The 13,911-nt window shown below is 32.9% G+C and carries 14 protein-coding genes; 6 read left to right on the top strand and 8 right to left on the bottom strand.

Annotated elements, in window-relative coordinates; genetic code table 11:
- Nucleotides 1-59 precede the first annotated feature (59 nt).
- Entirely contained in the window at nucleotides 60-1,478 is a 1,419-nt protein-coding gene (locus tag STRUR_RS10240) for a recombinase family protein (protein WP_006740287.1), read from the top strand.
- A 104-nt stretch (nucleotides 1,479-1,582) separates the two neighbouring features.
- Here STRUR_RS10240 and ytpR read toward each other — a convergent pair whose 3' ends face one another.
- From ytpR to STRUR_RS10255, 3 genes are read right to left on the bottom strand one after another with little or no spacing between them, the layout of a single operon-like run.
- Nucleotides 1,583-2,206, bottom strand: a complete 624-nt coding sequence (gene ytpR / locus STRUR_RS10245; RefSeq protein ID WP_006740231.1) for a YtpR family tRNA-binding protein — start codon at nucleotides 2,204-2,206, stop codon at nucleotides 1,583-1,585.
- Between the two features lie 13 nt (nucleotides 2,207-2,219).
- A complete protein-coding gene (locus STRUR_RS10250; RefSeq protein ID WP_006739683.1) occupies nucleotides 2,220-2,534 on the bottom strand; it encodes a thioredoxin family protein in 315 nt (104 codons plus the stop codon).
- Nucleotides 2,534-2,809, bottom strand: a complete 276-nt coding sequence (locus tag STRUR_RS10255) for a DUF4651 domain-containing protein (protein WP_162097623.1) — start codon at nucleotides 2,807-2,809, stop codon at nucleotides 2,534-2,536. The genes STRUR_RS10250 and STRUR_RS10255 overlap by 1 nt, the downstream gene beginning before the upstream one ends.
- Before the next feature lie 122 nt (nucleotides 2,810-2,931).
- Between STRUR_RS10255 and pepA the strand changes: the two genes are divergently transcribed.
- Nucleotides 2,932-3,999, top strand: coding sequence for a glutamyl aminopeptidase (pepA, locus tag STRUR_RS10260; protein ID WP_006740084.1), 1,068 nt, complete (start codon nucleotides 2,932-2,934; stop codon nucleotides 3,997-3,999).
- A 1-nt stretch (nucleotide 4,000) separates the two neighbouring features.
- On the top strand, nucleotides 4,001-4,771 hold the full coding sequence (proC, locus tag STRUR_RS10265) for a pyrroline-5-carboxylate reductase (protein WP_006739347.1): 771 nt from the start codon (nucleotides 4,001-4,003) through the stop codon (nucleotides 4,769-4,771).
- Nucleotides 4,772-4,803: 32 nt separating this feature from the next.
- Here proC and STRUR_RS10270 read toward each other — a convergent pair whose 3' ends face one another.
- The 4 genes from STRUR_RS10270 to STRUR_RS10285 form a co-directional block, all read right to left on the bottom strand.
- On the bottom strand, nucleotides 4,804-5,466 hold the full coding sequence (locus STRUR_RS10270; RefSeq protein ID WP_006739173.1) for a CPBP family intramembrane glutamic endopeptidase: 663 nt from the start codon (nucleotides 5,464-5,466) through the stop codon (nucleotides 4,804-4,806).
- Nucleotides 5,467-5,570: 104 nt separating this feature from the next.
- Nucleotides 5,571-6,758, bottom strand: coding sequence for an acetate kinase (locus STRUR_RS10275; protein WP_006738434.1), 1,188 nt, complete (start codon nucleotides 6,756-6,758; stop codon nucleotides 5,571-5,573).
- 168 nt (nucleotides 6,759-6,926) lie between these two features.
- On the bottom strand, nucleotides 6,927-8,120 hold the full coding sequence (locus STRUR_RS10280) for an acetate kinase (RefSeq protein WP_006740360.1): 1,194 nt from the start codon (nucleotides 8,118-8,120) through the stop codon (nucleotides 6,927-6,929).
- Between the two features lie 64 nt (nucleotides 8,121-8,184).
- A complete protein-coding gene (locus STRUR_RS10285; RefSeq protein WP_006739646.1) occupies nucleotides 8,185-9,132 on the bottom strand; it encodes a class I SAM-dependent methyltransferase in 948 nt (315 codons plus the stop codon).
- 334 nt (nucleotides 9,133-9,466) lie between these two features.
- On the opposite strand from STRUR_RS10285, the gene STRUR_RS10295 reads away from it, so the two are divergent.
- The gene (locus tag STRUR_RS10295; RefSeq protein WP_006738964.1) at nucleotides 9,467-9,961 is read left to right on the top strand and encodes a hypothetical protein; all 495 of its coding nucleotides are present in this window, start codon (nucleotides 9,467-9,469) and stop codon (nucleotides 9,959-9,961) included.
- A gap of 37 nt (nucleotides 9,962-9,998) precedes the next feature.
- Here STRUR_RS10295 and STRUR_RS10300 read toward each other — a convergent pair whose 3' ends face one another.
- Nucleotides 9,999-12,320: a hypothetical protein gene (locus tag STRUR_RS10300; RefSeq protein ID WP_006738511.1), complete on the bottom strand. Its 2,322-nt coding sequence runs from the start codon at nucleotides 12,318-12,320 to the stop codon at nucleotides 9,999-10,001.
- Between the two features lie 250 nt (nucleotides 12,321-12,570).
- On the opposite strand from STRUR_RS10300, the gene STRUR_RS10305 reads away from it, so the two are divergent.
- Nucleotides 12,571-13,488 carry an IS1595 family transposase gene (locus STRUR_RS10305; protein ID WP_006740166.1) on the top strand — a complete coding sequence of 306 codons (918 nt, stop codon included), beginning with the start codon at nucleotides 12,571-12,573 and terminating at the stop codon, nucleotides 13,486-13,488.
- Nucleotides 13,478-13,909 carry a hypothetical protein gene (locus STRUR_RS10310; RefSeq protein ID WP_006739697.1) on the top strand — a complete coding sequence of 144 codons (432 nt, stop codon included), beginning with the start codon at nucleotides 13,478-13,480 and terminating at the stop codon, nucleotides 13,907-13,909. Before STRUR_RS10305 ends, STRUR_RS10310 begins: the two co-directional genes overlap by 11 nt.
- Nucleotides 13,910-13,911: the final 2 nt, after the last annotated feature.

A 13,911-nucleotide genomic window follows, 5' to 3' on the forward strand; every position in this document is an offset into this window, starting at 1 on the left:
TACTTTTCGTAGGTCTTTTTACTATTGCCATTTTAACATAAAAGCGAGGTATAAATCAAATGGCAAAAGTAGCTATATACGCTAGAGTATCAACGTTAAACCAAGCAGATGAAGGATACTCTATTCAAGGACAGGTTGAAAGTTTAACGAAATACTGCGAGGCTATGAGTTGGACTATACACGACACTTATATTGATGCTGGTTTTTCAGGCGGCAAACTCGAACGACCAGAAATAAATAGACTGATCAATGATGTTAAACTTAAAAAATTTGATACTGTGCTAGTTTATAAATTAGATCGTTTATCCAGGAATGTTAAGGATACATTGTTCTTAGTGAAAGAAATTTTTACTGATAATGATATCCATTTTGTGAGTTTAAAGGAAAACATAGACACATCAAGTGCTATGGGTAGTCTATTTTTAACTTTACTTTCAGCAATTGCGGAATTTGAACGAGAGCAAATTAAAGAAAGAATGATGTTTGGTAAACTAGGCCGGGCAAAGTCTGGGAAGACGATGTCATGGACCACTAGTCCATATGGATATACTTATGATAAAGAACAAGGTAAATTAATTGCTATACCATCACAAGCGATTGTTGTAAAAAAACTTTTTGACTATTACATCAGTGGAATGTCCATAGCAAATATGTTAAGAAAAATGAACGCTGAAGAACAGATTGGAAGAACTGCAGAATGGTCTATAAATGCTATGAAAAATATTCTTCGAAATGAAGTTTACTATGGAATGGTTAAATATAGAGGTCAACTATTCAAAGGGGAACATGAACCATTTATTTCAAAAAAAACTTTTGAACTCGCACAAATTGAAAGAGAAAGAAGAAAACAATATTTTTCGAAAAAATTTAAAAATACAAGTCCGTTCAAAGCTAAATACATGTTATCTGGCTTGCTTAGATGCGGTTGTTGTAGTCAACCACTTATTAGTAATGTTCAAAGAAAAAGTGCTAACGGTAGAACTAATATTTTTTATCAATGTAAAGAAAGGTACAATAAAGATTTATCTAAAAGATGTACTGAATCTGGCCGTTTTAGAAAAGAAATATTAGAAGAATTTGTAATCAATGAATTATCAAAAATAAAGATTAATAACAAATATGTTGAAAATTTTTCTAAAGATGAACCTAAAATTGATATCAACAATCTAAAAAAAGAAATTAATTCAATCGAGCAAAAACTAGAGAAAGTTTCAGAATTATACATTGATGGAATTGTTACTAGAGATATTTTAATAAAAAAGAGCGAGAAATTAATAAAACAAAAAGAGTTTGTTCAAAAACAAATTGATGAAATGGATACAGTTTCTGAGAAAGATAAAATGAATATAATTAAAAAGACCATCGATAGATGGAATCCTGAAAAAACATCTTATGAAGATACAACGCTGCTTGTCAGAAAGCTTGTTAAATACATTGTCGTCGATGAAGAAAGAATTGATATATTTTTGAATTTTTAAATGTATCAAGTGAACACTATTAATATGACTTTGTTATACATGTTTTTCCTCCCTATAGTATTATTCGAAAAAGGCAATAAAAAAAAGACTAAAATTAGTCTTTTTTAATGCCAATGTTTTGAGACATCAAATGCATCACCAACAATAGCATCCTCACTTAGTTCAATAATACCACGTTTTTGCGGAGCATTAGGTAAATCTAATTCTCTAGGAGAACACATCATACCAAAGCTGTCTTGGCCTCTTAGTTTACCCTGAAATATAAGTGCCCCACTAGGCATCATTGCACCAGGCAATGCGACAATTGTCTTTAATCCAACTTTAGCATTTGGAGCACCAGCAACAATTTGAACCGTTTTATCATTTCCTATTTTTACTTGACAGATATTAAGATGGTCACTATCTGGATGAGAAACTATATCAACAATCTGACCAACAACAAAAACAGGCTCTTGAGTTGCCTCTAATTTTTCACTAAACCCTTCTTTTTCAAATTCATTATTTAATAGATCAATATCAGACTGGCTTAAGAAAACTTGACCATTTCCACTGATAGAAATCAAGCTTGATACATCAAAAATATTCCAAGCAAGTGTTTTTTTATTTTCAATAGAATAAACACGTGCTATTTTACCTTTTCGTTCCACCTGACGCTTGATATCTTTGGTATCCTCAAGGATGACCATTAAAATATCACCGACTTGTTCTTTATTATATGCAAAAATCATTCTTTTTCCTTTTCTAAAATTGATCTAAAAATGCTGTTATTTCAGATTTTGTTTTTCGTAACTTACTCACAAAACGACCTAACTCTTTGCCATCTTCAATAACGACAAAACTTGGAATCCCAAAAATATCCCATTTTTGAGCAATTGCCATATAGTCATCACGATCTACACGAATAAAGGTTAAATCTTTATATTGTTCTTCGATTTCTGGTAAAGCTAGGTAAATATACTGACAGTCTGGACACCAATCTGCTGTAAAAAAGAGTACTTTTTTCCCATTTTCTTCTATGAGACTTGCTAACTCTTCGTAAGACTTTGGTGTTTGCATTACTTAACCTCCCTATAAGCTATTGCTTTATTTTTAAATGTAAATTCGTATTCTTTTCCATTAGACATAATAACGCCACCAGTTATCATTTCTTTATTTGAGGAATAGCTATTTAAAAAAAGCACCTCAATAGTTCCTAATTCTTCAAAAAAAGATCGGATTTGTGCCGTAACTTTGTTTCTCTTTTTCTGATTATATTCATCTTTAAGGGTTAGAGTTAGGAGAAAGCTTCCAGCTAAGCCAACTAGTGTTAAGCTTGTTCCTAGAATTTTCATTTTGTTTTTCATATTCTTCATTTTACCATAAAACGTGATAAAATAGAATGGAATAGTCATCAGCAGAATCAAATCTACTATGACATTGATGCGTTACTTTATAAGATAATTGGAGGAAAAAAATGGTAGAACTATTTGAAAAGATTAAAGCAGTGACAGAACTTGATGGAATTGCGGGTCACGAGCATGCTGTACGCCACTACTTGCGTCAAAAAATGGAACCTTTGGTAGATCGTGTTGAAACAGATGGTCTTGGTGGTATTTTTGGAATCAAAGAAAGTCAAGTTGAAAATGCACCACGTATCCTTGTGGCTGCCCATATGGACGAAGTTGGCTTCATGATTAGTGAAATTCTTGACAATGGTACTTTTAAAACTGTTGGTATTGGTGGATGGAATCCATTGGTAGTCAGCTCACAAAGATTTACCCTTTATACTCAAGATGGAAAAGCAATCCCTATTATATCTGGTTCTGTACCTCCTCATTTTTTAAGAGGTAATCAAAGCTCTCCTTCACTACCATCTGTCTCAGATATCATTTTTGATGGTGGCTTTACTAATAAAATGGAAGCAGAACAGTTTGGCATTCATCCAGGTGATATTATTGTTCCTGAATCAAAAGCTATTTTAACAGCAAATCAAAAAAATGTTATCTCAAAAGCCTGGGACAATCGTTACGGTGTGCTCATGATATCTGAGTTATTAGAAGGTGTCAAAAATCAATCTTTGAAAAATACCCTCATTGCAGGTGCCAATGTTCAAGAAGAAGTAGGGTTACGTGGAGCTCATGTTTCTACTACAAAATTTGATCCCGAACTTTTCTTTGCTGTTGACTGTTCTCCCGCAGGAGATGTCTATGGGGATCAAGGTAAAATAGGAGATGGTACTTTACTTCGTTTCTACGACCCCGGTCACATTATGTTAAAGGATATGAAAGACTTTCTATTAACAACTGCCGAAGAAGCTGGCATTAAATACCAATACTATTGTGCTAAAGGTGGAACAGATGCCGGAGCAGCTCACTTAAAAAATAGTGGTATTCCGTCAACTACTATTGGTGTTTGTGCTCGTTATATTCACTCTCATCAAACGCTTTATGCAATGGATGACTTCTTGGAAGCACAGGCATTCTTACAAGCAATTGTAAAAAAATTGGATCGAGCCACAGTTGACACAATTAAAGGATATTAAAATGAAAATTGGATTTATTGGTGTTGGAAAAATGGCTAGTGCCATTATAAATGCGATAAAAGAAACTGATACTAGTATTATTATTTCAGGTTCAAGCCTTGAAAGATCTATTGAAATTGCTAAAAAGCTTGGTGTAGACTACGCAAAATCTCATCAAGAATTAATAGATCAAGTTGATTTAGTAGTTCTGGGAGTTAAACCTCAAAAGTTTCCTTCTGTTTTAAATGGTCTTATTTTCAAGCAAGCAATCATGTCAATGGCTGCTGGTATCACTTTAGAAAAACTCCAACAATTAACTGATGACAAATTACCGCTTATTAGAATAATGCCTAATATGAATGCGATAATTAGAGAGAGCACTACAGCTATCACTTTTAATGAAAAGGCCTCCGACAAATGGAAAGGATACTGCCTTCAATTAACAAATCAATTTGGAAAAACTTATGAAATTGAGGAAAAAGACTTTGATACTTTTACAGCATTAGCTGGATCTAGTCCTGCCTTTATTTACCAATTTATAGAAGCTATGGCTAAAGCTGGTGTGAATAATGGTATTTCTAAAGATAAAGCATTAGAAATTGTAGAACAGACTGTGATGGCAAGTGCTCTCAACCTACAAGAAACTAATTCCAATCCTAATGACCTCATAGATGCAATTTGTAGTCCTGGTGGAACAACCATTGCAGGCTTAATGGATCTTGAAAAAAATCACTTTACTCACACAATCAGCTCTGCTATTGACCAAACAATAACTAAAGCCAAAAGACTTTGACAGTGTCAAAGTCTTTTTATCTTAATGTTACATTACATCAATAATACCAATGCTGCAAAGGCAACAAGATTATTAAGAAAATGAGCTGCCATAGCATTTTCAAGATGATCCGTTTTATAGTAAATAAGGGCGAAGACAGCACCCATACCAGCATAGATAATAAATGCACCTAAACTTGTTACACCATGTGCTAGTCCAAAAAGTATTGATCCTACCACTAGTCCTATTTTAAAATGATTTTTAAATAACATCTTTGGAATGATACCGCGAAACATAATTTCTTCCATAATGGGTGCCCCAAAAACAGCAAATAAAATCATATTTACTAGAGGGATACGTTGCGTTAAGTTCATCAGTGTATCCTGATTGTTCAATTGTTGATTACCTTCTAAAGACATCACCATCAAACCTAAGACATTGATAAGTCTAACCACGACAAAAGCAACTAATGCAATTAAAATCATCTTACCTATTGGTACCTTTTGTGTAAATGCTATCTTATTACGTCTAGCAATATAAATAAAAAGTGCAATGCAAAAGAGTTGGAGCAGATCAACTGCCACAGATTCAATTGGGGTTACATTCCCTTTTTTGGCGAGTAGTGCTGCTAATATAATTGGACCTTGATTTAGTACAAAAAGTCCAATTAACAATAGAATAATTAATGATTTTTCCTTAATAACTTTCCAAGTCATAAATCTAGTTTTTTCTCCCTTATTTATTAAGTGTTTAATTAAAAGTATAGGTTACTTAGCCTAAAATAGCAAGTAAACAAAAAAGCTTTAATAATAAAGCTTTTTTATTTTAATCGTTCGACATCTCTGGCAATCATTAACTCTTCATCAGTTGGGATTACAAGAACTTTTATCAATGAATCTGGTGTAGAGATTTCCCCATGATAACCAAAAACATTTTTTTCAGGGTCTAATTTCATACCAAACCATGACATTGCCTCAATGACATCTTGACGCATTAAGTATCCATTTTCTCCCATACCGGCAGTAAAGACAATTGCATCTGCACCATTTAGAACAGCTAGATATTGACCAATAAATTTCTTAATACGATCAATAAACATATTGTAAGCTAGTACCGCATCTTTATTTTTTGCTTGCAACCCGTCTTCAATATCTCTCATATCACTTGAAATTTCTGACACACCGCCAAGTCCAGATTTTTTATTAAGCATATCAATAACATCAGCAGCATCATTTAATTCATCATCATTAGCAATCAGATAAGGAATAATTGCTGGATCAATATCTCCAGATCGTGTTCCCATCATCGGTCCAGCAAGTGGTGTAAAGCCCATAGAAGTATCAACTGATTCACCATGGTAATTCGCTGTAATAGATACCCCATTACCAATATGTGCTGTGATTAATTTTAACTGATCAAGTGGTTTTCCTAATAATTTTGCAGCTTCTTGGGCTACATATTGATGACTTGTTCCGTGTGCTCCGTATTTACGCACCTTTAGTTCATTATAATATTTTCTTGGAATTGGATATAAATAAGTGTAATCTTTCATAGTCGTATGAAAAGCGGTATCAAAAACAGCAACACTAGTAACACCAGGTAACAATTCCATGAATGCACGAATTCCTGCAGCTGCACCAGGATTATGAAGTGGTGCGAGTGCCGATAGTTCTTCAATCAAGGCTAGCTCTTTTTCCCCAACAACTGTAGATTGGTTGAAATATTCTCCTCCAGCTACAATTCGATGACCAATCCCTGTGATTTCCTGGTAGGAATCAATAATATTAAGTCTTAGAAGATCATCTAATAAAACTTTTACAGCCTTTGTATGATCAGGAATATCAACTGTTTGTGATTCTGATTGACCATTAAATTTAACGGTAGACTTTGATTGATGGAGACCAATTCTTTCGATTAAGCCTTTTGCTAAAACTATTTCATCTGGCATTTGGTATAACTGCCATTTTAAACTTGAACTTCCTGCATTAATTGCAATTGTTTTTGACATATCTAACCTCTTCTTGTAAACGTTTACTTTTTTCAGTACGAGAATTATTATATCAAACTAAATTAAAAAAAGCACTATCCTTTTTAAGAATTTTTTTCAAATGTTAATATTTTTTCACTTTTAAAATAAGAAAAAAGGACACAATGCCCTTTTTTAAAAACGTTATTCCTATTTATTTTTTAAACGTTCTACATCTCGTGCGATAACAAGTTCTTCATCAGTTGGAATAACCATTACTTTTACACTTGAATCTTCAGTCGAAATAATACCTTCAGCACCAAATACATTTCTCTCTGGATCTAATGACATTCCAAACCATGTTAATCCTTCAATTACTGCCTCACGAAATGGTACTGAATTTTCACCAACACCTGCAGTAAAGACAATTGCATCAACGCCATTTAATACTGCAACATATTGACCAATGTATTTTTGAACTCGATCGACATACATATCAAATGCAAGTTTCGCTTTCTCATCACCAGCTTCTCTAGCATCAATAATATCACGCATATCACTAGAACGTTCAGAAATGCCCAATAGTCCAGATTCTCTATTAAAGATATGACGAATTGCTTCTGCATCACTCAATTCAGGTTCACGATCAATCAAGAAAGGGATAATAGCTGGATCAAGATCACCAGATCTTGTTCCCATCATAATACCGCCGAGTGGTGTTAATCCCATAGATGTATCCACAGATTTTCCACCTTTAACAGCTGTAATAGAGGCACCATTACCGATATGACAAGTTATGATTTTTAAATCTTTTGCAGGTTTATCTAGAAGTTTTGCTGCTTCTTGGGAAACATATTGATGACTTGTTCCATGTGCTCCGTATTTACGAACTTGGTAATCTTCGTAATATTTATTAGCAATTGGATAACGATAAGCAACTGCTGGCATTGTTGTGTGGAAAGCTGTATCAAAAACAGCCACACTTGTAATATCAGGTAAAATCTCTTTAAAAGCTTTAATACCAGCTACGTGTGCAGGATTATGTAATGGAGCTAGAGCACTGAGTTCATCAATTTTCTCAATTTCTTTATCACCAATTAGCGTTGACTCTTTAAAGTCTTCTCCTCCAGCCACGACACGATGACCAACACCTGTAATTTCATCAAATGATTTTATTATTTCAAAACGTAATAAATCACTCATTAATATTTCAACGGCTTTATGATGATCATCAATATCAAGTGTTTGAGATTCAGATTTCCCATCAAATTTTACTGTTGAAATAGAATCTTTTAAGCCTATTCTCTCAATTAGACCTTTTGCGATTACTTCTTCTTCTGGCATTTTATATAATTGCCATTTTAAACTTGAACTTCCTGCATTAATTGCAATTGTTTTTGACATATCTAACCTCGCTTATTTATTACACTAAAACACCCTAATTATATCAAATTTTCAGTCATTTAGCTTAGTCTTGATTCCATTTTCGGAAACTTTCCATAAAATAATTTAAACTTTCAGGATTTGTTATATCTGATAGTGGAAAAACAAATGTTTCTTTCAAACTTTTTTGCTGTTTTTGTAAAATATAGATTGACTTTGTCATATAACTATTTCCAAAAAGGTTTTCTGGTAGAGCAATAACTGCCTGTATAGAGGCATATCCTTTTAACCAGCTTTTTAATAAATCACTTTGTTGACTAGCTAATAAATCAGTAGGCGCAAGCATAATAGCAAAACCATCTTTTTTCAAATATTTTAGTGATTGTTCCATCAATAAATGGTGAGCATAAGTGTGTTCTTTAGATGATGCTACTTCATATCTCGCAGCTATCTCATCATTTGGATAATAACCAATTGGTAAATCAGCGATAATGAAGTCACTTTCTTTTAAAATATGTGGTCTAACAGCGTCACCTTGTATAAATTGTGTACTTGACGACATTATCTCAGCAATACTTGCTGATAAGTCAATTAATAAGTCATCTATTTCAATTCCTAAGTAATTCAAATTATTCTGACTATAATTTAGGATTGTTTGTGCCAAATTTCCAGTTCCACTGCCAATTTCAATAATGTCTAATGATTCTTTACCTTTAGTTAAACTATCAATGAGAAAAACAAATAAAAAACCAATAGTGTCTGGTGTAAATTGATGATTTGCTTGCAATTTTTCAGTTTGCCCTGCTTTGATAAAAATAAATTGAAAAACTCTTTGCCATTCTTCTGATGTTAAAGCTAATGTTTTCAATATATCATTATTTTTATTAATTGTTTTATTATCTGTTTTAGCACCTAAAAAATAGGAATTCTGTTCAATAATTGCATCATATATATGAGTATTAAGTTGGTTTTGGATCAATTGACTATTTTCCAGTATTATTTCATAAGCTTGTTCTATTTTTTCGAAGTTCATCTCATCCTCCAATGCTTATCATATCAAAAAAAGGTTAACTTTAAAAGAAATGTAAAATCATTTACCTAATCCTTATTACTAAACTTACTTGAGATATTTAAAATAATAAACATTAGTGAATCAATGGAAGACAGTTTATTTAAATGCTTAACCTGTCAATACTTTGTTACTACAATTGACCATATTCCAATTTTTGAAAAAAGAATTGAACATTTTCAAAATATAAGAAAAGCGGCTACAAATATCGCAGAAAAGAACTTCTATGAACACCTTATAAAATTAAATCTAGCATATTTAAATCAAATGTATAATCTAAAATTAGGAACTATAAAAAATGAATCAAAATAAACCAACTCAGATGGAGAAAGTTTTTCAAGCAATTAATTCTGTTAATCATAATACTTATATAGAAGATATTATGATTACTGATGAGATACATTTCTCATCTAATAGGTGGGATTTTCGAAATTATAATCTTGATGGGAATATAATTACTGATAAACCTTATCAAAGACTTTATAACTTTTCTGATCTACAGTCTAAACAATTCAAATATCTATTAAAAATAATAATACTTAAGGATAAGTTTGTTAAAAATAATACTTTCTCCACTACCTGGTCACATTATTATTTAATTAAAAAGTTCCTATTATACCTTGAAGATAAACAAACTATATATAATTTAGAGTTTATCTCTAGTAAAGTATTAAATAATTACCTTGAATTATATAAAGATAAAAGTATTGATTATAAAATGAGAACGGCACATTTTTTAAACTTTGGGAACTATATACCAGTTTACACCAAACACAAGATATGGTATCTATGAGAAAAAAGGCGACTTCCAAATGGAAATCGTCTTTTCATTATTTAAGTAATTCGTATTCAAACAACTTTTTCTCTAACTCTTCTGAATAATAGTTAGCTAGTCTAGTTTTTAACTCCTTTAACTTTGTATTTACTTTTTCGTTATTGAATATTTTTTTGCCATTGGTATCTTTATAAGAGGTGTTTATACACAATTCTATTTGGTAAGTGCCGTAGTTATACTTTAAATTATATTCTTGAGTATTTTTAGCTAATTCAAGTAATTCATCAAATACGCCAAGTAACATTAAATCCGCCCTGTCAAACTTACCGTATTTTTCTTGTTCTACCAATTCTTTCCTTACTAATGATTTCTCATCAAGGCACATCTCGTTATTGTAAAATCGTCCATCTGTGCCTTCAAAACTTAGGCAGTGGTTTTTATGTGAAATACAAGTCCAGAGGGTAGATTTCCTTAGAAAATCAGTATCTCGCTTATACAAATCCCCTTTATCAGACGTTGTGTAATAAATATCTCTTTCATAGCAGTTTCTTTGTGGATACTGCTTGGCAACAAATAAAGCTGTCTGCTCTGCGTAATTAGTTGTTCTAACTTGACTACCTCGTCCATGATATATTGCGATTCTAGTCATCCGTATGTCCTGCGGAGTAATACCAAAACCACTGGCTTCTATAACTGCCAAAATATTGTCATTATAAACAGGTTTTCCATAGCTTTTCAATGGAACTTCCTTGCCATCGTAGCCAGTAGCAATTTTAGATAATACATCTGATTTAGTCTTTTTAGAATAGTATTCTCCTAGCGTTTTGTATACTTTTCTTATAGTGACATGCTCCACATCTTTAAGAATAGCATCCTCTGGTACATCAATGACCGCAACGCCTTTTCCAGTTCCCCACTTCTTTTTATTTTTCCAAATTTCTTTGGCTGGGACAGTTAAACTTTCTGTTTTTGTATCAGCTTCATTTTTCCATTGTGCTACCAAAACGGAACTTTCTTGTGCTTTAAAATTCCCTCTATTGGCTAAAAAACCATTAACAAAAGTTTTTTGCATCAATCCTACCGACTTCCAATATTTTACTGGTGCAAATAAGATGTAATAATCATGTTCATTTCTCATAAAATATTTCTCAAACGACCAAACAAATTGATTGAGTAAATCTTTTGCATGACTACTATCTCCAGTAAATTCAGCAGACATTAGTTTACGAATATGGCTAAACTTGTCTTTGGATTTAACATTTCCTTCTTGAGCACGAGCTAACTCATTGGAATATGGCGGATTTTCAAATCCAATTATTGCTATATCTTTGTCGTCAATAATTTCTTGTAATGTTTCATGTTTTCCAACCGTCTCCATAGGGACGGACAAAAACTCTTCTGCAAGGGCATCACCACCATTTACTAAATTACCTTTATTGGATTGTACGACTGTCAAAGGTGGAATGATAGCTCTGACTTTCCCGATATATTTGTTATACAGAACGAGCCATTCTTTGATTTCGTAAGTATTCAAGATGACATGACTTAATTCCTCGTCAGTTAGATAATACTCCAAAGCACCTGTACCTGCACATCTATCCAAAATGACGTAATCCATATCTTTAGGAAGATTATTGATAGCTTGACGGACAAGTTTTGTAGCCTCTTTTACATAAGGCAATGGTGTGTAAAATGCCCCTAAGTCTTTTCTGTTTGCAGGGTCATTTAAGGCATCCATCACGGTATCGAAATCAGATTCGTTCCCATCCCAAGGTAAAATGTAGTCTCCAATTATAGAATTACTAGGATTCCTAAGCATTTCAAACATTTGAGATTTTGTTGTCGTCTTATCGTAATGATAAATATAATTTGCCCAACCTAAAATATTTGGAAAGTTGATGTCAAATTTTTGATACTCATCAATTTGAAACATTTTACGTAATTCACTATTTTTGGGGCTACTAGGCTGAAAGACAACAAAGTCAAATTCTTTTTCAGGTTTAGTGGCGTTTTTCAAAGTCAACTGCTTGACGTTTTTAGAAGCACTATTTGTATAATTTTTTAGAATTTCTGAACGATACTGTGTTGCATCATAAACATAAGCGTGGTCTTTGCTAATATCAACCAAGACAATTTTGCTTGGTATAGGAATGCCACCCTTGTTTCTTAATTTAGAAAGATAATGAATAGCTTGCACAAGTACAATGTTAAGGTCAGCAATGTTGTTCTTAAACTCGAATAATGCTCCATTGACGATACCATCTGTATTCTCAATTAAAACCTCCTTTTCATCAAAGCCGAAAGTTCTCCAAAAAAACAAATTATCAGCTCTTTCATTACCAGATTGCCAACTTCTATCAATAGCAAGAGGTGTCATTTTCCACCTCCAACTATTGCTATCCACTTTTCAAAAACGTGAAAAAGCCTGTTTTAGTGCTTGACAAAAAACACGTCCGATTACATAATCAGCGTGAGCTGTGATTGCGCTCATACCAATCATTTCCTTTACTTCTTGACACTCCTATTATACCAAAATTTTTAGATTTTGAATAGTAGTAAATTACACTTTTTTTGACTTTGTTTCATTGTTGTGCTATAATTGAATTATCAACGGAGGAGTTTAGTCTATGAAATTTGAGTTTAAGTCATTATTTGATTTACAATCAGCTTTTCCTACAGAGCAAGCATGTATAGAGCATCTAGAGGAATTACGTTGGGGCGATGTTGTTGTCAGCCCTTTTGATGCTACATCAAAAGTTTATAAATGTAAAGGCAATAAATATCGTTGTGTGAACACGAAAAAATACTTCAATGTCAAAACGGATACGCTTTTTGAAAATACTAAAACTCCTTTACGAAAATGGTTTATGGCAATTTGGATGGTCACTTCCCACAAAAAGGGTATCTCATCTGTCCAACTGGCAAAAGACATTGATGTGACCCAGAAAACAGCTTGGTTTATGTTGGAACGTATTCGCAAGTGTTTTGGTTCTGAAAACAATAATGACCTAGATGATGTTGTTGAAGTGGACGAGACTTATATTGGTGGTAAAAATAAGAATCGTCATCATTCTAAAAAGGTCAAGAATGCTCAAGGTCGTTCGTTGAAAGATAAATCTGCGGTCGTAGGAATGCTACAACGTCAAGGTAAAGTAAATGCCCATCATGTCTCAGATAACAAAACGCAAACCTTGACAGATGAGATTATCAAATACGTCAAACGTACAGCTCAACTTTACACTGATGAATGGTTGGGCTATAATAAAGTTGCGGATATGTACGCACATGCCTATGTGAATCATGGAGCAAGGGAGTATGTTAATGGAGATGCTTATACAAATACTATCGAAGGCTTTTGGGCTGGATTGAAGCGTGGTGTTCTCGGTATCTATCACTCATGGTCTAAAAAACACCTTCAAGATTATGTTGATGAATTTGTTTTTCGTTACAATACTCGTGATTACTCTGACAGCCAACGATTTAATTTGTTATTGTTAAACGCTGGTGTACGCACAACTTACAAGGAGTTAACCAATGGTTACTGATACAAAAGAACTACACTTTGAACTAGAGCGGTCTATTGCTCGGCGAGTAGATAGCAAACTCATCCCTTTCCAAGTTAGTATTTCAGATGGTTTTTATAGTAAATACACCAAATTATGGAAAGCTATTTTCTCTACAGATTTTGTAACAGAACATCGTTCTTTTTATGCCTATGTAACAAAAGATTGCGTGTACGATAATTTAGAACAAATTGACCGTAAAAGTATTGCCAAGCGAATAGCTGAATTAGAGGCATTAGCAGATGTATCGGAAACAAAAGAAGACTTTTGTCAATTCTTTGAGAAAAAGTACAATCGGAAGCTACCAGACTATAGCATCTATATCTACAAAGAACAAAAAGAATTATCTGATTTTGATAACAAATTGTTAGTTGCTTTGAAATTTAATGATAAGAGAGCGTAAAT

Source organism: Streptococcus urinalis 2285-97, from assembly GCF_000188055.2.
In the GTDB taxonomy this organism is placed as follows: Bacteria; Bacillota; Bacilli; order Lactobacillales; family Streptococcaceae; genus Streptococcus; species Streptococcus urinalis.